The 20,768-nt window shown below is 71.4% G+C and carries 19 protein-coding genes; 7 read left to right on the forward strand and 12 right to left on the reverse strand.

Annotated elements, in window-relative coordinates; genetic code table 11:
- Positions 1 to 8 precede the first annotated feature (8 nt).
- On the forward strand, positions 9 to 1,091 hold the full coding sequence (gene dapE / locus AB0M88_RS11870) for a succinyl-diaminopimelate desuccinylase (protein WP_364099332.1): 1,083 nt from the start codon (positions 9 to 11) through the stop codon (positions 1,089 to 1,091).
- A 241-nt stretch (positions 1,092 to 1,332) separates the two neighbouring features.
- Here the strand turns inward: dapE and argG are convergent, their stop codons facing one another.
- The 8 genes from argG to argC form a co-directional block, all read right to left on the reverse strand.
- On the reverse strand, positions 1,333 to 2,589 hold the full coding sequence (gene argG, locus AB0M88_RS11875; protein ID WP_364099334.1) for an argininosuccinate synthase: 1,257 nt from the start codon (positions 2,587 to 2,589) through the stop codon (positions 1,333 to 1,335).
- Between the two features lie 12 nt (positions 2,590 to 2,601).
- Complete coding sequence (locus AB0M88_RS11880) at positions 2,602 to 3,495, reverse strand: hypothetical protein (RefSeq protein ID WP_364099337.1); 894 nt, start codon at positions 3,493 to 3,495, stop codon at positions 2,602 to 2,604.
- A complete protein-coding gene (locus AB0M88_RS11885; RefSeq protein ID WP_364099340.1) occupies positions 3,492 to 4,001 on the reverse strand; it encodes an arginine repressor in 510 nt (169 codons plus the stop codon). The genes AB0M88_RS11880 and AB0M88_RS11885 overlap by 4 nt, the downstream gene beginning before the upstream one ends.
- A 61-nt stretch (positions 4,002 to 4,062) precedes the next feature.
- Positions 4,063 to 5,019, reverse strand: a complete 957-nt coding sequence (gene argF / locus AB0M88_RS11890) for an ornithine carbamoyltransferase (protein WP_364099343.1) — start codon at positions 5,017 to 5,019, stop codon at positions 4,063 to 4,065.
- Positions 5,016 to 6,170: an acetylornithine transaminase gene (locus tag AB0M88_RS11895; RefSeq protein ID WP_364099346.1), complete on the reverse strand. Its 1,155-nt coding sequence runs from the start codon at positions 6,168 to 6,170 to the stop codon at positions 5,016 to 5,018. The genes argF and AB0M88_RS11895 overlap by 4 nt, the downstream gene beginning before the upstream one ends.
- Positions 6,167 to 7,036: an acetylglutamate kinase gene (gene argB / locus AB0M88_RS11900; protein ID WP_364099349.1), complete on the reverse strand. Its 870-nt coding sequence runs from the start codon at positions 7,034 to 7,036 to the stop codon at positions 6,167 to 6,169. Before argB ends, AB0M88_RS11895 begins: the two co-directional genes overlap by 4 nt.
- The gene (gene argJ, locus AB0M88_RS11905) at positions 7,033 to 8,220 is read right to left on the reverse strand and encodes a bifunctional glutamate N-acetyltransferase/amino-acid acetyltransferase ArgJ (RefSeq protein WP_364099352.1); all 1,188 of its coding nucleotides are present in this window, start codon (positions 8,218 to 8,220) and stop codon (positions 7,033 to 7,035) included. The genes argB and argJ overlap by 4 nt, the downstream gene beginning before the upstream one ends.
- Before the next feature lie 28 nt (positions 8,221 to 8,248).
- Positions 8,249 to 9,265, reverse strand: coding sequence for an N-acetyl-gamma-glutamyl-phosphate reductase (gene argC, locus AB0M88_RS11910; protein WP_364099355.1), 1,017 nt, complete (start codon positions 9,263 to 9,265; stop codon positions 8,249 to 8,251).
- Positions 9,266 to 9,377: 112 nt separating this feature from the next.
- Between argC and AB0M88_RS11915 the strand changes: the two genes are divergently transcribed.
- The 3 genes from AB0M88_RS11915 to AB0M88_RS11925 all read left to right on the forward strand — a co-directional run bounded on the left by AB0M88_RS11915 (position 9,378) and on the right by AB0M88_RS11925 (position 12,685).
- Complete coding sequence (locus AB0M88_RS11915; RefSeq protein ID WP_364099357.1) at positions 9,378 to 9,611, forward strand: hypothetical protein; 234 nt, start codon at positions 9,378 to 9,380, stop codon at positions 9,609 to 9,611.
- Between the two features lie 114 nt (positions 9,612 to 9,725).
- Complete coding sequence (locus AB0M88_RS11920) at positions 9,726 to 11,972, forward strand: glycoside hydrolase family 3 N-terminal domain-containing protein (RefSeq protein WP_364099360.1); 2,247 nt, start codon at positions 9,726 to 9,728, stop codon at positions 11,970 to 11,972.
- 23 nt (positions 11,973 to 11,995) lie between these two features.
- Positions 11,996 to 12,685, forward strand: coding sequence for an ElyC/SanA/YdcF family protein (locus AB0M88_RS11925; protein ID WP_364099363.1), 690 nt, complete (start codon positions 11,996 to 11,998; stop codon positions 12,683 to 12,685).
- Between the two features lie 24 nt (positions 12,686 to 12,709).
- On the opposite strand, the gene AB0M88_RS11930 is transcribed toward AB0M88_RS11925, so the two are convergent.
- Together AB0M88_RS11930 and AB0M88_RS11935 are read right to left on the reverse strand one after the other, a co-directional pair.
- The gene (locus AB0M88_RS11930; protein WP_364099365.1) at positions 12,710 to 13,711 is read right to left on the reverse strand and encodes an LLM class flavin-dependent oxidoreductase; all 1,002 of its coding nucleotides are present in this window, start codon (positions 13,709 to 13,711) and stop codon (positions 12,710 to 12,712) included.
- A gap of 7 nt (positions 13,712 to 13,718) precedes the next feature.
- Entirely contained in the window at positions 13,719 to 14,297 is a 579-nt protein-coding gene (locus AB0M88_RS11935; protein ID WP_364099368.1) for a helix-turn-helix domain-containing protein, read from the reverse strand.
- A gap of 105 nt (positions 14,298 to 14,402) precedes the next feature.
- Between AB0M88_RS11935 and AB0M88_RS11940 the strand changes: the two genes are divergently transcribed.
- Positions 14,403 to 15,845, forward strand: coding sequence for an MFS transporter (locus AB0M88_RS11940; protein ID WP_364099371.1), 1,443 nt, complete (start codon positions 14,403 to 14,405; stop codon positions 15,843 to 15,845).
- A gap of 22 nt (positions 15,846 to 15,867) precedes the next feature.
- Here the strand turns inward: AB0M88_RS11940 and AB0M88_RS11945 are convergent, their stop codons facing one another.
- Complete coding sequence (locus AB0M88_RS11945; RefSeq protein WP_364099374.1) at positions 15,868 to 16,860, reverse strand: aldo/keto reductase; 993 nt, start codon at positions 16,858 to 16,860, stop codon at positions 15,868 to 15,870.
- Here AB0M88_RS11945 and AB0M88_RS11950 point away from each other — a divergent pair.
- Positions 16,859 to 17,248, forward strand: a complete 390-nt coding sequence (locus AB0M88_RS11950) for a MerR family transcriptional regulator (RefSeq protein ID WP_364099377.1) — start codon at positions 16,859 to 16,861, stop codon at positions 17,246 to 17,248. The two genes, AB0M88_RS11945 and AB0M88_RS11950, sit on opposite strands and share 2 nt — an antisense overlap.
- Here AB0M88_RS11950 and AB0M88_RS11955 read toward each other — a convergent pair.
- Positions 17,245 to 20,052 (reverse strand): hypothetical protein, encoded by a 2,808-nt coding sequence (locus tag AB0M88_RS11955; RefSeq protein WP_364099380.1) that lies wholly within the window; start codon positions 20,050 to 20,052, stop codon positions 17,245 to 17,247. The genes AB0M88_RS11950 and AB0M88_RS11955 overlap by 4 nt on opposite strands.
- A 168-nt stretch (positions 20,053 to 20,220) precedes the next feature.
- Here AB0M88_RS11955 and AB0M88_RS11960 point away from each other — a divergent pair, with 168 nt between their 5' ends.
- Positions 20,221 to 20,709, forward strand: coding sequence for a hypothetical protein (locus AB0M88_RS11960; RefSeq protein WP_364099382.1), 489 nt, complete (start codon positions 20,221 to 20,223; stop codon positions 20,707 to 20,709).
- Positions 20,710 to 20,768 lie beyond the last annotated feature (59 nt).

Here is a 20,768-nt window from a genome sequence, read left to right on the forward strand (position 1 = left end):
TCGCTGAAATGACTAGCACCGCCGCGATCGACCTGTCCGCCGACGTCGTCTCCCTCACCCGGGCCCTCTGTGACATCCCGTCCGTCAGCGGGGAGGAGAAGGAGATCGCCGACGCGGTGGAGCTGGCCTTGCGGGCGCTGCCCCACCTTCAGGTGCTGCGCGACGGCGACGCGATCGTGGCACGCACGTCGTTGGGCCGCCCGTCGCGGGTGATTCTGGCCGGCCACCTCGACACGGTGCCGATCGCCGGCAACCTGCCGACCCGGCTCGCGGACGGCGTCGTCCACGGGCGCGGCACGGTCGACATGAAGGCCGGCGACGCCGTCTTTCTCCGGCTGGCCGCGACCCTCACCGCCCCGAAGTACGACGTGACCTACGTCTTCTACGACCACGAGGAGGTCGCGGCCCGGCTCAACGGGCTCGGCCGGCTCGTGCGCGAGCACCCGGACTGGCTGGCCGGCGACTTCGCGATCCTCGGCGAGCCGTCGAACGCGATCGTCGAGGGCGGCTGCCAGGGCACCATGCGCATCAAGATCAGAGTGCCCGGCGTGGCGGCCCACCCGGCCCGCTCGTGGATGGGCAGCAACGCCATCCACTCGGCCGGCGCGGTGCTCGACGTGCTGCGCGCCTACGAACCACGGCAGCCGGTCGTCGACGGCCTGCAGTACCACGAGGGCCTCAACGCCGTGAAGATCGAGGGCGGTATCGCCGGCAACGTGATCCCCGACGAGTGCGTGATCTATATCAACCACCGCTACGCCCCCGACCGCGACCCGGCCGCCGCCGAGGCCCACCTGCGCGAGCTCTTCGCCGGCCCGCTCTTCGCCGACCACGAGATCGAGGTCGTCGACTCGGCGCCCGGCGCCCGGCCCGGCCTCGACCACCCGGCGGCCCGCGAGTTCGTCGAGCTGGTCGGCCGCCCGCCGACCGCGAAGCTGGGCTGGACCGACGTGTCGCGCTTCTCGTCGCTCGGCGTCCCGGCGGTCAACTTCGGCCCGGGCGACCCGCTCCTCGCCCACAAGGACGACGAGCAGTGCCCGGTCGACGACATCGAAAACGCCCTGCACATCCTCACGCGCTGGCTCAGCTGACCCCACCGGCCCAGCCGACCCCACCGGCCCAGCCGACCCCACCGGCTGAGCTGACCCCGCCGGCCCAGCCGACCCCGCTGGCTGAGCTGACCCCGCCGCCCCGCCGCGCCGGCCGGGTGCGGCGGGCCGACGGACCGGCTCCGGCGGGCCAACCGACCGGCCGCAGCCGAGCACCTGCGCCGGGTCGGCCGAATAAGGGCGGCTGGCCGGCGTCGTGGGGCCGGGCCTGCGGTCCGGGTGGTCAGTCGACCGGCTTTTCATCTCCCCGCCCCGCGATCTGCGCGATCGCGCCGGGCATGGCATACATGTGGGCGAAGGCGCGGGCCTCCTCGCCGGTCCACAGCGACGAGCCGTAGCCGTAGACCACGCCCTGGCGGGCCGCCGCCTCGAGCAGGCTGAAGGGGCTGCGGCTGCCGAGGAGCACCACGCTGCCCTTGTGCAGCCGCACCCGCACCTCGCCGGTCACCCGGGTCTGGCTCGAGTCGAGGAACGCCCGGAAGTCGTCGAGGATCGGGTCGTAGTAGACCGCCTCGTGCAGCAGGTCGCCGTAGGTTGTGCCGAGGGTCGCCTTGGTGGCCTGCTGCCGGTTGCTGAGCACCAGCCGCTCCAGCTCCCGGTGGGCCGCGATCAGGATCAGCATGCCGGGCGCCTCGAAACCGACCCGGGCCAGGTTGCCGACCATGGTCGAGCCCATGTGGATGCCGCGGCCGACGCCGTGCTCGCCGCCCAGGGCGTTGAGCGCCTTGAGGATCGCGTAGTTGGGCGTGCCCGGCCCGGTGCCGTCGATCGGGGCGCCGTCGGTGGTGGTCGCCGAGACGACCTCGCCCTTCTCGAAGCCGAGCAGCAGCTCCACGCCCTCGGCCGGCGCCTCGTCGATCGACTTCGTGTATGTCCAGGCGCTCTCGGGAAGATACTCCCAGCTCCCGTACGTCTCGCCGCCGCCGATCGTGGTGCCGATCAGGCCCTCGTTGATCGAATACGTCGTGGTCTTGGCGCTCACCGCGTACCCGCGCGAGGTCAGGAACTCGGTCTCCTGCTCGCGGGTGAGCCGCTCGTCGCGGATCGGCGTGACGATCTCGAGCTGCGGCGCGAGCGCGCGGATGACGGCGTCGTAGCGCACATGGTCGGCGCCGGCCCCGGTCGAACCGTGCGCGACCGCGTCGGCGCCGTTCTCCAGGGCGACCTGCACGACCTTCTCGGCCTGGATCATCCGCTCCGCGCCCACGCAGGACGGATAGCCGCCGTTGCGCAGGTAGTTCGACTTGACCCCGTACGTGATGACCCGGGCGTAGAGCTCCTCGCGCGCGTCCACGATGACGTGCTTCACCGCACCGAGTTCCTCGGCCCGCGCCTTCACCGACTCGCCCTCGCCGCTGTGCAGGCCACCGGTGTCGATGTTCGCGGTGATCACCTCCCAGCCCTGCTCGCGGAGCGAGACCACGGCGTACGAGGTGTCCAGGCCGCCGGAGAACGCGACGACGATCTTGCGCTTGCTCATCGTGGGGTATCCCTAGGTAGTCGGAATCTCAAGAATGGGAACGAACGGCCGGCCGTTCAGCGGCACGTGGCCCGGGGGCAGCAGATAGAAGTCGCTGCGGCCGGCCTCGATCGCCTTCTGCATGGCCGACTGCCGCTCGTAGTCGAACGGGTCGAGCAGGAAGGTCGGTTCGGCCCCGCCGTGCGCGCCGATCTCGGCGGTGAAGTCGCTCTCGTAGACGAACGAGCCCGGCGAGGTGTGGAAGGGAACGGTGGCGACCAGGATCTTCAGGGCGCCGAAGCGGGTGTGCACCTTCAGGGCGCTGTTGTCGTACTGCGTCACGCCGTCGAGCTTGCGCGCGCGGTAGGCGGAGAGGGCGAGCGCCTTGGCCGCCTGGCCCAGCCCGACCGCGGGCATCAGCGACCACAGCGACCAGCCGACCCAGGTGCCGGGGGCCGCGCTCGGCGCGGCGCAGTAACCGCCGACCGGGACCGGCCCGGTGTAGCCGGACTGGCGCATCCGTTCCTGCACCGCGCGCAGGTGCTCCTTGACGTCGGTGTCGAACCGGAACGTGGACCGCTCGACCATGGCCGCGAAGGCCTCCTGCGGCAGCCCGGCGATGACCGCGGCCGACGGCATCAGGATCAGATCGACCATCACCCACTGCGGCATCGGGATGCCCCGGTCGCCGAACGCGATGCCGTTGATCACGTTGAAGAGGTTGAGGAACTCCTTCTTCGACCATTTCCGGTCGCTGGTCTCGGTGAAGTCGAGCCAGGTCAGCCGGTGGCCGTACGGCGTCTCGTTGAGGTGCTCGCGCAGCGTCTCGTTGGAGGCCAGGAAGAACTCGACCTCCTGCCCGACCAGCCCCTGAACGTGGTCGGCGAAGTCCGGATAGTGTGCCTCCACCAGCGGTTGATCGGTCACTGCACACTCTCCGAGAGATTGTCGAGGTCGGATCGGCTCCAGCCGCCCAGCTTGGCGGCGAGCGCCGCGCCCGAGCCGGGTCCGTCGTCGCGGGCCACGACGAGGATCGTGTCGTCGCCGGCGATGGTGCCGACGACATCGGTGAGCCCGGACCGGTCGAGCGCGCTGGCCAGGAACTGCGCCGCGCCGGGCGGGGTACGCAGCACCGCGATGTTGCCGCTCGAATCGACCCCGGTCAGCAGTTCGCGCAGCAGCCGGAGCAGGCGCGCCGGGCCGGTGCCGGTGGTTTCCCGGAGGGGGCGGTTGCCGTCTTCCGGGATCAGGTAGCCGCCGTGCATCTTGACCGCTCCGAGCTCCTCGAGGTCGCGGGAGAGGGTCGCCTGGGTGACCTGCACGCCGGAGTCGGACAGCAACTCGGCGAGCTCGGTCTGCGAGCGCACCACCTGCTCGCGGAGCAGTTCGACGATCCGGGCGTGTCGCCCGGCGCGGGTCACCGGCGCGGTCATGCAGTGCCCTCCTTGCGCCTGCCGTCGGTCGGCGCGGCTGGATGCCACTCGGTGCGGGCGGTCATGCCGGGCCGCCCTCGTTGATCGACAGCAGCCAGGCGAGCAACGCCTTCTGCGCGTGCAGACGGTTTTCGGCCTGGTCGAAGACGGCGCTCCGCGGGCCGTCGAGGACGTCGTCGGTGATCTCCTCGCCCCGGTGGGCGGGCAGGCAGTGCAGCACGATCGCGTCGCCGGCGGCCCGGGCGAGCAGCTTGTCGTTGACCTGGTAGGCCCGGAAAGGGGTCAGCCGGTCGCGTCCGTCGTCCTCCTGGCCCATCGACGTCCAGGTGTCGGTGGCCACCACGTCGACGCCGTCGACCGCCTCGAACGGGTCGCGCAGCACCTCGACCGAGCCGCCGGTCCAGGCCGCGATCTCGGCCGCCCGGGAGACCACCGTGGCCGCCGGATCGAAGCCGGAGGGCCCCGACACGCGGACGTGCATGCCCGCGGTCGCGCCGGCCAGCAGGTAGGAGTGCGCCATGTTGTTGGCCGCGTCGCCCACGTACGCCAGTTTGCGCCCCTTGGTGCCGCCCAGCCGCTCCCGGATGGTGAGCAGATCGGCCAGCAGCTGGCAGGGGTGGTAGCCGTCGGTCAGCGCGTTGATCACCGGCACCTTGACGCCGGACGCCAGCTCGGTCAGCCGCTCGTCGCCGGTGGTGCGGAAGACCATGGCCGCGACGTAGCGCGAGACGACCCGGCCGGCGTCGGCGAGCGACTCGCCCCGGCCGAAGTGGGTGGCCTGGGTGTCCACGATGATCGGTTGACCGCCCAGCTCGGCGATGCCGGCCTCGAACGAGAGCCGGGTGCGCAGGCTGACCTTGTCGAAGAAGACCGCCACCGAGCGCGGCCCGGCGAGCGGACGGTAGGCGAACCGGTCGGCCTTCATCGCCGCCGCGAGGTCGAGGACGGCCGACTGCTCCTGGGGGTTGAGGTCGTCGTCGCGCAGGAAATGCCTATTTCTGGGGGCAGGGGTGGTCACCGGACACCGTCCAATGCGCTGATGAGGGCATCGGCCTGCTCGGCGCTGACGATCAGCGGCGGGGCAAGCCGGATGACGTCCGGCTGGGGGGCGTTGACCAGGAAACCGGCTTCGGTCAGGCCGGCCGCGAGGCGGGGCGCCTCGGGCTGGTTGAGCACGATGCCGAGCAGCAGTCCGGCCCCGCGCACGCCGTTGACCAGCGGGTGTCCCAGGCCCTCGATGCCGCCGCGCAGCTGCTCGCCGACCCGCTTGACGTGGTCGAGCAGGCCGTCGCCGGCGATCGTGCGGATCACCGCGAGGCCGGCCGCGCAGGCGACCGGGTTGCCGCCGAAGGTGGTGCCGTGCGAGCCGGGCGTGAACAGCTCGGCGGCCGGCCCGAAGGCGACGCAGGCACCGATCGGGAGGCCACCGCCCAGGCCCTTGGCCAGGGTGATCACGTCGGGCTCGACGCCCTCGCTCTGGTGGTGGAACCAGTGCCCGGTGCGGCCGATACCGGTCTGCACCTCGTCGAGCACCAGCAGGGCGCCGTTGCGGGTGCAGATCTCGCGGGCACCGGCCAGATAGCCCACCGGTGGGACGATGACACCGTTTTCGCCCTGGATCGGCTCGAGAATGACCATCGCCGTGCGGTCGCTCACCGCGGCGTCGAGGGCGGCGAGGTCACCGAACGGGATGTGCTCGACCTCGCCGGGCAGCGGGCGGAACGGCCCGGCCTTGGACGGCTGCCCGGTCAGCGCGAGCGCGCCCATGGTGCGGCCGTGGAACGCGCCGTGGGTCGACACCACATGGGTGCGGCCGGTGAGCCGGGACAGCTTGAACGCGGCCTCGTTGGCCTCGGCCCCCGAGTTTCCGAAGATCACCCGGCCGGTGCGGCCGGCCAGCGCGAGCAGCAGCTCGGCCAGCGCGACCGCGGGCTCGGCGACGTAGAGGTTGGAGACGTGGCCCAACGACTTGATCTGCTGGGTCACCGCCTCGACGACGGCCGGGTGGGCGTGGCCGAGCGCGTTGACGGCGATGCCCCCGAGGAAGTCGATGTATTGCCTGCCGTCCTCGGCGGTCAGCACCGCGCCCTCGCCCTTGACGAAGGCCAGTTGGGGGGTCCCGTAGTTGTTCATGCCGGTCTGGGCCCAGCGTTCGATAAGCGAGGTCATGAGGGGACCACCATCGTTCCAACCCCTTCCGAGGTGAAGACTTCGAGCAGCGTCGAGTGGGGCACCCGGCCGTCGACCACGTGAGCGGCGGGGACTCCGCCGCGCACCGCGCGCAGGCACGCCTCCATCTTGGGGACCATGCCGGCCTCCAGGCTGGGCAGCAGTTTCTCCAGCGCGTCGGCGTCGATCGACGAGGTCAGCGACGAGGTCTCCGGCCAGTTGGTGTAGAGGCCGGGCACATCGGTGAGCACGACCAGTTTGCGGGCGCCGAGTGCCTCCGCGAGAGCCGCGGCGGCGGTGTCGGCGTTGACGTTGTGCAGCACGCCCATGGCGTCGGGAGCCACGCTGGCGATGACCGGGATGCGCCCGGCCGCGATCAGGTCGTCGACGGCCGAGGTGTCGACCTGGGCCACGTCGCCGACCTGCCCGATGTCGACGAGCTCGCCGTCCACCGTGGCCTGACGGCGCACGGCGGTGAAGAGCCGGGCGTCCTCGCCCGACAGGCCGACCGCGAACGGGCCGTGCTGGTTGATCAGGCCGACCAGCTCGCGGCCGACCTGCCCGGTGAGCACCATGCGGACCACGTCCATCGCCTCGGGCGTGGTGACCCGCAGACCGCCGCGGAACTCGCTGACGATGCCGAGCCGGTCGAGCATGCGGCTGATCTGCGGTCCGCCGCCGTGCACCACCACCGGCTTGATGCCGGCGTAGCGCAGGAAGACCATGTCGGCCGCGAACGCCTCCTGCAGCTCCGGGTTGATCATGGCGTTGCCGCCGTACTTGATCACCACCGTCGTGCCGTGGAAGCGCTCGAGCCAGGGCAGCGCCTCGATCAGCACGCCGGCCTTCTCCAGGGGCGTCGTCATGACGAATACGCCGAGTTCTCGTGGACGTAGGCGTGCGAGAGATCGGTCGTCCAGATCGTCGCGTCCATCTCGCCCTCGCGCAGGTTGATCGTGATCTGCACGTCACGCCCGCTCAGGTCGACCTTGGACCGGTCGGCGGCCGCCGCCCCGCCCTTGCAGACCCAGACGCCGTTGACCGCCACGTCGATGCGGTCGGGCTCGAACCGCGCCGAGGTGGTGCCGACCGCGGCCAGGATGCGCCCCCAGTTGGGGTCGTTGCCGAACAGCGCCGTCTTGACCAGGTTGTTGCGGCAGACCGTGCGGCCGACCTCGACCGCGTCGGCCTCGCTCGCCGCGCCCTCGACCCGGATGGCGATGTGCTTGGTCGCGCCCTCGGCGTCGCCGATCAGCTGCTGGGCCAGGCCGTGGCAGACCTCGGTGACCGCGGCGGCGAGCTCCTCGGCCGAGGGCTGCACGTCGGAGGCCCCGTTGGCCAGCAGCAGCACGGTGTCGTTGGTCGACATGCAGCCGTCGGCGTCGATGCGGTCGAAGGTGACCCGGGTCGCCTGGCGCAGCGCCGCGTCGAGCACCTCGGTGCCGGCCGACGCGTCGGTGGTGATCACCACCAGCATCGTGGCCAGTGCCGGGGCGAGCATGCCCGCGCCCTTGGCGATGCCGCCGACCGACCAGCCCTCGCGCTGGACCACCGCGTTTTTCGCCACCGTGTCGGTCGTCATGATCGCCTCGGCGGCCCGCTCGCCGCCGTCGGCCGCGAGCGCCTTGGCGGCCGAGGTGACGCCGGGCAGCAGCTTGTCCATCGGGAGCAGCTCGCCGATCAGGCCGGTCGAGCAGACCGCGACGTCGGCCGGCCCGATGAGCTGCGGCAGCCCGCGGGAACCGGACACGCTCCCGCGGAGCACGGCCGCGGTGTGTTCGGCGGTGGCGTGGGTGTCGCGGAAGCCCTGCGAGCCGGTGCACGCGTTGGCGCCGCCCGAGTTGAGCACGACGGCGCGGACCACGCCGCCCTTGAGCACCTGCTGGCTCCAGAGCACCGGGGCCGCCTTGACCCGGTTGCCGGTGAAGACACCGGCCGCGGTGTAGTCGGGACCGTCGTTGACGACCAGGGCGACGTCGGGGTTGCCGGAGGGCTTCAGACCGGCGGCGACGCCGCTGGCCCGGAAGCCCTTGGGGTGGGTAACGGTCACCGAATTCCTCCTGTGTTCGCGCGAGCCCTCACGGGGCGACTCCGAACACGGACAGGCCCATCGTCTCGGGCAGGCCGAACATGAGGTTGGCACACTGCACGGCCTGGCCGGCCGCGCCCTTGCCGAGATTGTCGAGGGCGCTGAGCACCACGATGCGGCCCGAGTCGACGTCGACCGTGGCCTGCAGATGACAGGAGTTGGAACCGCTGGTCGCGGCGGTGTGCGGCCACTGCCCCTCGGGCAGCACGTGCACGAACGGCTCGTCGGCATATGCCCGCTGGAGCACCTCGCGGGGGTCGCCTTCCTCGGCGAACCGGTCGGGGCTGAATCGCGCCGTGACCGTCGCCAGGATGCCCCGAGGCATCGGGACCAGCATCGGGGTCATCGAGAGCGACGTCGCGCCGGTGTTTTCCTTGATCTCGGCGACGTGCTGGTGGGCGCCCACCTTGTAGGGAGAGAGGTCGCCCATCACCTCGCTGCCGAGCAGGTTGACCTTGGCCCCCCGGCCGGCGCCCGAGGTGCCGGAACCGGCCACCACCACGACGTCGTCGGGGGAGGCGAGCCCGTCAGCGATCAGCGGGGCGAGCGCCAGTGTGATCGTCGCCGCATAACAACCCGTGTTGGCCACCCGGGAAGACTGTTTGATCTCTTCGCGCCGGCCGGGCAGCTCGGGCAGCCCATATGTCCAGGTGCCGGCGTGGGGTCCACTGTAGTAACGATCCCACTGGTCCGCGTCGCGCAAGCGGAAGTCGGCACCGAGATCGACCACCTTGACTCCGGCCGGCAGCTGGGCCGCGACGGCCGCCGACTGCCCGTGCGGCAGAGCGAGAAACACCAGGTCAGACTCGCCGAGAGTGGCAGGATCGGTGGTGCCCAGGGTCAGGTCGAGGCCGACCAGCTGGGGGTGCACGGCAGTGACGTGTGAACCGGCCTGCGCGTGCGCGGTGGCCGCCACGAGATCGAACTCCGGGTGCCCGGCGAGCAGTCGGAGGAGCTCTCCCCCCGCATAACCGCTGGCCCCGGCCACCGCTACTCGCCAGCTCATATCGAAACCCTGGCCATAACAACCTCCGCATGACTATGCAAAGGACCGTATCAACTCGCGGGCGGAGGAACAAGGCGGCACAAGCCGAGGCAAGGGTGATATGACTGTCGCCATGGCCGACAAGACGATCGTCGCGATCCGTGAAGCTGCCCTGGCGTACTCCGAGGCGGTCCGTACTACTCAGCGTTTCTTCGACCATTTGGAGGATGCCGACAACCCCTCCGCCCTGGTGGAATACGCCACCCTCGTCGAGCGCGAGAAGGAGGCTGAGCAGGCAAGACTCGATGCCATCGAGGCAGCGGGCCTGGAGGTTCCGAGCATCGACGAGAGCGACCCAGATAACTGAGTGAACAGTTCCGGAACCGTGTCGGGGTGCCGGAACCGGTTCCGAGCTGGAAGACTCGCGATCGTTCGTGTTTGGATGACCGTGCCACCGCGGTCGTGACGACCGGAGGCACGCGTGTCCCTCGACGCCCCCTATCGAGACCCAGCTCTACCCGCTGACCAGCGAGTCGACGATCTTCTGGGCCGGATGACCCTGGCCGAGAAGGTCGGGCAGATGCTCCAGCTCGACGCCCGCGGCGACGTGAAGGAGATCGTCAGCGAGAAGCTGGCCGGCTCGATCCTGCACACCTCGCCGGCCAAGATGCTCGAGGCGATCGACCTGGTCGCCAAGACCCGCCTGCAGATCCCGCTGCTGACGGCGGAAGACTGCATCCACGGGCACTCGTTCTGGCCCGGGGCGACGATCTTCCCGAGCCAGCTCGCGATGGCGGCGACCTGGAACCCGGCGCTCGTCGAGCGGATGGCCCGGGTCACCGCCGTCGAGGTGGCCGCCACCGGCACCCACCAGACCTTCTCGCCGGTGCTCTGCATCACCCGCGATCTGCGCTGGGGCCGGGTCGACGAGACGTTCGGCGAAGACCCGTTCCTGATCGGCGAGCTGGGTTCGGCCATGGTCCGCGGCTACCAGGGCGACGGGCTCAGCGACCCGACCGCCATCCTGGCCACCGCGAAGCACTTCGCCGGCTATTCCGAGACCCAGGGCGGCCGCGACGCCAGCGAGGCCGACATCAGCCCGCGCAAGCTGCGCTCGTGGTTCCTGCCGCCCTTCGAGCGGGTCGCGCGCGAGGGCTGTGAGGTCTTCATGCTGGGCTACCAGTCGATGGACGGCGTGCCGATCACGGCCAACAAGTGGCTGCTCAACGACGTGCTCAAACAGGAGTGGGGTTTCTCGGGAACCCTGGTCACCGACTGGGACAACGTCGGCCGCATGGTCTGGGAGCAGAAGGTCTGCGCCGACTACGCCGAGGCCGCCGCGGTGGCCGTGCGGGCCGGAAACGACCTGATCATGACCACCCCCGGCTTCTTCGAGGGGGCCCAGGAGGCGGTCGAGCGCGGCCTGCTCACCGAGGCCGACATCGACGGCGCGGTCCGGCGCATCCTGCGCCTGAAGTTCGAGATGGGCCTGTTCGAAAACCCGCGCGTGCCCGACCCGGAGCGCCAGCGCGAGGTCATCGGCATCGCCGAACACCAGGAGCTCAACCTCGAGCTGGCCCGGCGCTCGCTGGTTCTGCTCAAGAACGACGGCGTGCTTCCTCTGGAAAACAATGACCGCTTCCGCCGCGTCGCGGTGCTCGGCCCGAACGCCGACGACGTGCAGGCCAACCTCGGCGACTGGGCGGGCAACTCGGGCCAGATCGACTGGATGCCCGACGGCCACCCGCGCGAGATGACCGAGACGGTGCTCGACGGCTTCCGGGCGGTCGCGCCGAAGGAATGGGACATCGTGCACGCCCGCGGCGCCGACATCGAGCGCCTGGTGCCCGACCCGGCCGGCGCGGTCCTGCCCGACGGGCAGCCCCGGCCGCCGATCTCCCAGGCCGCGCCGGTCGACCAGCACCTCATCGAGCTGGCCCGGGCCGAGGCACTGCGCGCCGACTACGCGGTCGTGGTGATCGGCGACACGGTCAACCTGGTCGGCGAACACAAGTCGACGGCGACGCTCGAGCTCCAGGGCGGCCAGATCGCCCTGCTCGACGCCATCGCGGCCACCAAGACCCCGATGATCGTGGTGCTGCTCAACTCGAAGCCGGCCGTGCTGCCCCCGTCGGCGCTCGGCGCGGCGGCGATCATCCAGGCCTTCAGCCCGGGCATGCGGGGCGGCCGGGCGATCGCCGAGCTGGTGCTGGGCCTGATCGAGCCGAGCGGCCGGCTGCCGCTCTCGGTGGCCCGGCACGTCGGCCAGCAGCCGGTCTACTACAACCAGCTCCGGGGCCAGCACGGCACCCGCTACGCCGACCTCACCCAGGAGCCGCTCTTCGTCTTCGGCGAGGGGCTCAATTACACGACGATCGAATATTCCGACCTCACGGTCGAAACACCGCGGGTCGCCGCCGACGGGGTGGTTCGGGCGACCGTACGCCTCACCAACACCGGCCCGCGCCCCGCGCTGGAGACCGTCCAGGCGTACGTCAGTGACCTGGTCACCAGCGTGACCTGGGCCAACCGGGAGCTCAAGGCATACCGGCAGGTCGAGGTGCCGGCGGGCGAGTCGGTGATCGCGACCATCGAGGTGCCGGCGAGCTCGTGTTCGCTGGTCACCGCCGACAACCGCCGCGTCGTCGAGCCGGGCGACTTCGAGCTGCTGGTCGGTCCCAGTTCCCGCGAGGCGTCGCTCATCAAGGCCAACTTCAAGATCGCTTGACCCCGCGTGGCACCCTTCCGCGGGTGAAGCGCTTCTTCCAGGTCGGAATCAGGCGCTGGCTGCGGCGAGCGGTCGTGGCCGGCGGCATCGCCGTCGTGCTCGGCCTGCTCGCCGTGGCCGGTGGTGAAATCTGGGTGCGGGCGGCCGCGCACGGCCGGGTCTATTCCGAGGCCGACGTTCCGGACGCGCCGGTGGCGCTGGTGCTCGGCGCCGAGGTGTACGCGGACGGCTCGCCCTCCCCGTTCCTCGCCGCCCGCCTCGACATCGCCAAGCGCCTGCTCGCCGCCCACAAGGTCAAGGCGATCCTGCTCTCCGGCGACAACAGCCGTTACTCGTACGACGAGCCGGGCGACATGGAGGTCTACCTGATCGCCCGTGGAGTCCCTGCTTCGCGGATAGTGCTCGATTACGCCGGCTTCGACACCTACGACTCGTGTGCCCGCGCCCACCGCATCTTCGGCGTGAACCGGGCGATCGTGGTCACCCAGTCGTTCCACATCGACCGCGCGGTCACCCTCTGCCGCGCGCTCGGCGTCGACGCGACCGGCGTCGGCGACAGCTCGGTGAAGATCTACACCGGACCGTGGCGCCGCGACGTCATCCGCGAACGCGGCGCCAACGTCAAGGCCATCCTCGACGTCGTGTCCCACCGCGACCCGGTCTTCCTGGGCCGCCACGAGACCGGTGTCGAGAGCGCCGTGCGAGATTCCTGAGGCCTCAGCGGGTCGTCGTTGCCGTCAGGCGGCCGGTTGCCAGCCGAGCGCCGGGCCGAGGCGGGTCGCCATGTCGGTGAGAATCTGGACGTAGTCGTCGTGGTCGAAGCTGAACGGCAGCGCGAACGCGACCTCATCCACCTCCTGGAACCCGGCGTGGGCGTGCAACGCGTCAGCGATCTCCTCCGACGTTCCCACGATGTCGCGCGCGAACATCATCCGGGCCGGCCCCTGCGGCGAAGACGTGCGGGGAGTGCGCTTCTCGGCGTACGCCAGGTATTTGGCCCTCTGGGAGGCCGACGCCGAGTCGGTGGGAATGACCACCAGGCCTTGAGAGACCCGGCCGGTCGGGTTCAGGGAACGGAACAGCCGGATCTGCGACCGCTGGATCTCGGCGAAATCCGTCGACTCCTCGGCCCGGATCACGCTGCTGGTCAGGAAGTTCATGCCGTTCTCGCCGGCCCACTGGGCCGAGCGGAGGCTGGCCCCGCCGTACCACATGCGCGAGGAGAGGCCGGGCGAATAGGGCTCGACCCGGTTCGAGAACACCTCGACCACGCCTTCGGCGCCGGAGAAGTCGGTCGCCTTCTCGCCGCGGATGAAGGAGAGCAGGCGGGAAACCCGCTCGTAGCTGAAATCCTCGACATCGGCCGTGAACGGATAGAGGGCGTCGCGCACGCGATCCCAGTTCATCGGCGGCCCCACCGAAATACCGGGATTCAACCGGCCGCCGGACAGGATGTCGACGGTCGCCAGATCCTCGGCCAGGCGTAGCGGATTTTCCCAGCCGGCCGGAATGACCGCGGTGCCGAGTTCGATCCGCGAAGTGCGCTGCGTGGCGGCGGCCAGCACGGCGACCGGGGACGAGATGCCGTACTGCAGGTGCCGGTGGCGCACCCAGGCGCTGTCGAAGCCGAGGCGCTCGCCCAGCTGGATGATCTCGAGGGTGGATTCGTGTCCGGGCCCCGGATCGTCCCCGTCGAACAGGCCGATCGTGAGGAATCCGAGCTTACGCAAGGGCGACATGTCTCGATCAAAGCAGAGCGCGGACCACGTCCCGCATCGGACCGGTGAGATCCTGCTCGGAAGACGAGGCGAGCGGCTCCAGCCGGGTCATCGAGCGCAGCACCGAGAAGCCGACCGCGGTGGCCAGCACGACCTGTGCGCGCAGCAGCAGCTCGTCGGCCGCCGGCTGGTCGGGCCGCCAGCCGGCCAGCGCGGCCAGGCGCTCGCTCGACGCGCGCAGCATGCCGATGCGGATCTGGTCGGCTTTCTCGTCGCCCGACGAGCGCAGCAGCAGCACCAACTCGCTCGGCAGCACGCCGCCGGCCAGACCCGTGACCTGCTGGGCGATCACCTCGGCCACCCTTTCGAGCGGCACATCTCCCGCCGTACGCCGCAGATCGTCTCCGGCCGCGTGCAGGCAGGCCTCGAACAGGCCCTCCTTGGACGAAAAGTAACGGTTGATGAGGGCGACGTTGACCCCGGCGTCCTCGGCGATTTCGCGCACGGTCGTCGCCGCGTACCCGTCCTCGGCGAACCGCCGGCGAGCCGCCGCGAGCAAGGTCTGCCGGGTTTTGGCCGCATCGCGGGGCCGCCCCTTGACTGTCACGCGGGAAGCGTAACCGACCGGAGAGTGTGAGGTAAACGACTGTTGACTTAATCCCCCGGGTGCGAAAAGGTGCCTAAGTCAGCGCGCGTTTACAAAAGGACTTCGATGACGACTCCGGTACGCACCGGCCGGCACGCCAACACGAGCCTGGTCGTGCTCTTCCTCTCCCTCGGCGGCCTGTCGTTCGCCGTCCTGCAGTCCCTGGTCGCGCCCGCGCTCCCGGTGATCGGCCACGAACTGCACACCTCGACCGACAACATCGCCTGGGTGCTCACCGCCTACCTGCTGGCGGCGTCCGTCCTCACGCCGATCCTCGGCCGCCTCGGCGACATCGCCGGCAAGCGCAAGGTCCTGCTCGCGGTCCTGGTCGTGCTCGCCGCCGGCACCCTGCTGGCCGCGCTCGCCCCCAACCTGCCGGTGCTGATCATGGCCCGGGTCCTGCAGGGCGCGGCCGGCGCGATCTTCCCGCTGGCGATCGGCATCGTCCGCGACGAACTGCCGCGCGAGCGGGTCGGCGTCACCGTCGGCCTGCTGTCGGCGATCTTCGGCGTCGGCGGCGGCCTCGGCATCGTGCTGGCCGGCCCGATCGTCGACCACTTCTCCTGGCCGTGGCTGTTCTGGTTCCCGCTGATCCTGATCGCGATCGCGCTCGTCGGCGTGATCTTCGGCGTGCCGGAGTCGCCGGTGCGCACACCGGGCCGCCTCGACCTGATCGGCACCACGATCCTCTCGGTGTCGCTCACCGCGCTGCTGCTGGCGATCAGCAAGGGCAGCGACTGGGGCTGGGGCGACGGCAAGACGCTCGGCCTGATCGGGCTCGGCGTGGTCGCCCTGATCGTCTTCGTGGTCGCCGAGCTGCGCATCAAGGAGCCGCTGATCAACATGCGGCTGATCGCCCTGCGCGGCGTCTGGACGACCAACCTGGTCGGCCTGACCTTCGGCTTCGCGATGTACGGCAGCTTCCTGCTCCTCCCGACCCTGCTCGAACTCCCGGCGGCCACCGGCTACGGCTTCGGCAAGTCGGTCTCCACGGCCGGCCTGTTCCTGCTGCCCAGCACGCTGATGATGATGGTCTTCGGCCCGGTCTCCGGGGTGCTGGAGAAGCGCTACGGCCCCAAGCTGCCGCTGATCATCGGCGCGGTCCTGGAGACCGCCGCGTTCGCACTGCCCGCCTTCGCCCACCACACCACATGGCAGCTGCTGGCCTCCGGCTTCCTCTCCGGCGCCGGCCTCGGCTTCGCCTTCGCCGCCATGTCCAACGCGATCATCGAAAGCGTTCCGGCCAGCCACACCGGCGAGGCGACAAGCGTCAACACGATCGTCCGCTCGATCGGCGGCAGCGTCGGCAGCGCGGTGGTCGCCGCCGTCCTCACCGGCCAGGTGACGCCGCAGGGCATCCCGACCGACCACGCGTTCAGCGCCAGCTTCGGGGTGAGCGCGGCGGTGGCCGCGCTCGCGGTGGTCGCCTCGTTCCTCCTGCCGCGGCGCCGCCGCGAACAGATCGCCGACGACCTGGTCCCCGCCGAGGCGGCCCCGGCCAGCGCCTGACCGCTAAGGCCGGTCCTGCCGATCACGCGAGTGCGAGGCGGGTCCGCAGCGCCGGATCCAGTTTCAGATCGCGGGCGTCGAGCACCTCGTCGATCCGTTCGACGGTGCTCGCGCCCACGATCGGCCACACCACCGGATCGCCGCCGAGCAGCCAGGACAGCACCACCTGGTTGCGGGTCACCCCCAGCTCGGCCGCCACCGCGGCCAGTGCGGTCAGCCGCCGGGCGGTGCCCGGATGGGCGTACGCCTCCTCCAGCGGCCGGTCCGCTCGCACGTAGCCGCCGCTCAACAAGGTGCTGTACGCCCAGAGGTCGAGCGCGGGATCGCTGCGTACGTAGTCGAGCGTCTCCGGGAACACCATCCGGTGCCCGGTCGAGACCAGGGGCGCGCCGGGCCGCGGTTGCACGTACGAATGCCGCAGCTGAAGCGCCGACCAGGCCGGCACACCCCGCGCGGCCGCAAGCCGCCGGGCGGCTTCGACCCTCCACGCCGGATGGTTCGACGCCCCGATCCGAGCCGCCAGCCCGCCGGCCACGAGCTCGCCGAACACGTCGACGACCTCTTCGAGCGGCACCGCCCGGTCCTCGACGTGCGCCCAGTAGAGGTCCACCCGTTCCGTCCCGAGCCGCCGCAGGCTCCGCTCGATCGCGGTCCGCACGACCGCTGGGGCCAGGCCCTCCCGCGCCTTGGACCCGCGGGCCGGGTCGGTCGGCTGCGCGCCCATCTTCGTGCTGATCAGCACCTGCTCACGCCGGCCGGGCCGGGCCGCCAGCCACCGGCCGATCAGCTCCTCGCTCTGCCCGCCGACCCCGGACGGGTGCTGCCAGAAGCAGTAGTTGTTCGCCGTGTCGATCCACCGGCCGCCCCGCTCGACGAACCGGTCCAGGATGGCGAACGACTCCGCCTCCCCGATCCGGGTCCCGAATTCCATTGCTCCCAACACGATCTCTGCCATAGACCTGAGCCAACCGCCTGGAGCGCGCTCCAGGTCAACCCCGATGGGAGAATGGGCCATGGCGACTTACACCCCGGGCCAGGTGGCCGAGAAGACCGGTTTCAGCCTCGACACCCTGCGCTACTACGAGCGGATCGGCCTGCTGAGCGTCGCCCGCACCCCGGGCGGCCAGCGACAATACCGCGACGACGACATCGGCTGGCTGGAGATCCTGCGCTGCCTGCGCGACACCGGCATGCCGATCCAGCGCATGCGGGAATACGCGGAACTGTCCCGCGACGACGACACCGTCCCCGACCGGATCGCCCTGCTCGAGGAGCACGACCGCGCGGTCGAGACCCGCATCGCCGAGCTGCAGGCCCAGCGCGACCACATCCGGGGCAAAATCGACTACTACAAGACCCTCAGCGACCTGACCCAGCTGCACGCGCCGTCCACCGCGCCCTAGCCGAGCGGCTGCAGCTCGGCGATGTTCGCCAGGATCTCGGCCGCGCGCCCGCGATGGCGGGCCGGCATCCCGCCGTCGGCGATCAACCCGGCGAGCGGGTCCAGCTCGCCGGTCTCGTTGGCCAGGCGGGCGGCCGCCCGCACGCGAAGCCGGGGCCGGGCCGACACCGCCAGCTCGCGCAGCGAGTGCCACCGCTCGGCCGGGTCCCACCGGCCGAGGGTGACCGCGGCGTGCAGCCGGGTCACCGGGCGGCCGCGGCGGGCCCGCCGCCGCAGCAGGTCGAGCCCGCCGGCGTCGCCGAGCGCGGCCAGCGCCGAGAGGGCCCGCCGGCGCGCCCGCGGCGACAGCCCGCGGGCCGCCGTCCGCCGCAGGCGCCGACGCGCTCCGACGTCACCGGCGCGAGCCCGGACCAGGTACCACTCGATGCTTTCCCGGGCCGGCCGCCCGGCGGTCAGCCACAGCCGCGCCTCCGGGCGTGCCACCAGGGCCGCCCGCGCGACGGTCGCCGGGTCGCCGTGCAGTGCCAGGTAGCGGGCGGCCGACTCGGCCAGCTCGGGTGGCTCGTCCGACGGTGCCGTGAGCCCGATGAGCCCGCCGAAGTCGCCGCGCTCGCTCAGCATCACCGCGGCGCCGTACGTGCTGGGCCCGCCCACCCGCTCGACGAAGGTCCTGAGCAACGCGGCGACCCGCGGATGGTCGCGCCGATGCAGGAGCTGCAACGCCCGGTAGGGCAGATAGGTGCCGGACCGCGGAATGTAGTAGCCGGCCGCCGGCACTTCCCCGGTCAGCGCCAGCAGCGCGCTGTCGTCGCCCCGGTCGGCGAGCGCCACCGCCGCCCGCAGCCGCTCGTCGTCCTTGATGCCGGGCGCCTCCAGCAGTCCGAGGAGGGCGCTCGGATCGCCGTCGCCGGCGAGCCGGACCGCGGCGGCGACGCGTTCCCGGTCGTCGATGAACGGATCGGCGGACCGGTCGAGCAGGGCCTCGGGCTCCCACCCCTGGACCGATCCGGCGCCGTACGCGTCGAGCATCGGCCCGACCATCCGGCTCGCGGCCGGGTCGGTCACCTGACGGGCGACCTCGCGCAGCAGTCGCGCGCCGCGCGCCTCGTCGACCTCGATCACGACCCTCGCGACCAGCAGCCGGGTGCGATCGTCGGTCTTCTCGCCGGTCGCGAGTTCGGCGAGCCGGTTCGCCACGTCCGCCTCCACGCCCAGCTCACGCAGCACCCGCCACGGTTCGGGACTCTCCACATCGGCCACCAGCGCATCGACCACGCGGCGGCGCGTGTCGGCGCGTACCGGAATCCCGTCGGCGAGAAGGTCGCCGGCCGCGACCGGATCGATGCCCTGATCGAGGAGGCCGGCGATCAGCCGGTCGGCGTCGTCCCGGTCGGCGACCATGAAGGTGCCGAGGCTGCGCGCGCCGGGGTTGGTCATCAGGCGGCGCCACTCGTGCTCGTCGAAGCTGTCCCGGGCGTGCCGGGCGGCGAAGAACTCGGCGAAGCTCTGGTGGATGAACCGCAACTGCCGCCCGCGGGCCACGATCACCCCGGTCGCCAGCAGCAGGTCACGCACCAGCCGCGGCCCGTCGGGCGACAGCGTGCCCAGATCCTGCCCGCTCTCGAGGCGCATCCAGCCCAGCGCCGACTCCACCAGATCGGCCGACGGATCCCCGACGTAGGCCGCCCCGAGGGTGTCGAGCAGGCCGCCGACCGCGGCCGGGAAGTCCCGGTCGAGCCAGGCGGTCAGGCGCTCGGCGCCGGCACCCCCGTCGGCGAGGGCGCCGTCGATCGCCTCCCGCAGATGACGTACGCCGTTGCGGCCGAGCACCAGGTGGTTGACGTACTTGTCGTAGAGCGCGGACCGGCTCGACGGCAGCGGCCGCCCGGTTTCCTGCTCGAACACCAGGGCGGCGATGGTGGACAGCAGCGGAACCCGGGCGACCGGCCCGAGCCGCGCGCCCGCCAGCCGGGCCACGAAACGGGCGGCCAGCTCGGACGCCACCGCCGGGGTGTCCCGGTGACGCGCCGTGAACCACAGCGTGGCGAACTCGTTCAGCCCGCGCTGGTCGAACGGCTGCAGCTCGAAGACGCCGACGCCGGGCCGCCGCAGCCCGGCCATCTCGTCGTCGGGCAGCGGCCGGGTGGTGATGATCAGTTGCCACGGGTGTGGTCGTTCGCCGAGCCGCTCGTTGAGCAACCAGAGCAGTTTCGTCCGCGCGGCCGGGTCGATCACCTCGTCGATGCCGTCGATCATGATGCGCCAGCGCGCGCCACGGGCCGGTGGCCGGTCGAACTCGGGTTCCCCGTCCGCGTCGAGAGCCCGGCAGGCCCGGGCGAGCGCGTCCGGGAGCGACCGGCCGACCAGGTCGGAGGCGGCCAGCGCGACCGTGACCACATCGGAGCGTTTCCCGCCGACGGCCGCCCGCGCCTCTTCCGCCACGACCGTGCCGACCAGCGCCGACTTTCCGGCGCCGGCCCCGCCGAGCAGAACCATGTGGGCGGGCGCGGCCAGCATCCGCCCGACCGGGATCGCCGGCCCGGCTTCGCCGGCGTCGGTGAGCTGCGGGCGCACGTAGACCTCGGAGAGGGCGGGCGGCATGGTGCCGTAGAACTGGTATCGGTGCCGGACCTCGCTGCGGACCTGGGCCCGCCGGAGGGCGAGAAGACGTTCGGCGGCGGCGGGCGTGGTCCGGCGGTGGCGCCGCGCGACGATCACGACCGCGGGGGTCGCGAGCGTCACGACACCGACGAGGGCGCCGACGATCGAGCCGACCTTGTCGCCGACGTCCAGCCAGGCGCCCATCTGCCTCCTCCGGGCCGCTGCCGGGATCAGGCTAACCGGTCCGGCGCCGCGCCGGGTGGCCCGAAGCGCCGCGCTCTCCGATGTGGAGTGAGAGCGGGACGAGAGCGAGGCGAGAGCGGATCACCCTACGTTCGGCTCATCAGCAGCCTTCGATGAGGGGAATTCGCGATGAAGTTCAAGAGGTTGGCCGCCTATGCCGCGGCTGCCGTCACCGTTGCCGTCACCGCCGTCGCCGGGGCGAATCCGGCCTCCGCCGCCGACCCGGCCGGTAACTGGCGCGCGTACGGCAACACCAGCCCAACTCTTCATTCCCCATCGGTCTGGGTCTGCGGCGATACCGCCCCGATCACCAGCGGTGTGGTCGCTCAGGCCTGCGTGGTCCGGGGCAAGGGCGACCCGCCCGACGTGGAGAGCACCCTTGTGCAGGCGGCGGTGATCGTGCGGAACAATCGATCCGGCGTCTACACCGCGGAAGCGGCCGCGGAGCTGGACACGTGGCCCGGGCTCCAGTTCTACAAGCGGTGGATTTGCCCGGCGTCCGGGATCGCACCGAACTCGTGGTCGGTCTGTTTCGGAGTGACCTTCAACTACTTCGACCGCATGCAGGCGAAGGGCGGCGTGAACGGTACGAGCCTCCCCACGTCGCCGGAGGTCTGACCCGGCGTGCCCGCGCCGGGTCGGGGGGCGCGGGGGCGGCGGTGCAGGGGGCGTCCCGC

This window comes from Actinoplanes sp. NPDC051411, from assembly GCF_040682075.1.
GTDB lineage: Bacteria > Actinomycetota > Actinomycetes > Mycobacteriales > Micromonosporaceae > Actinoplanes.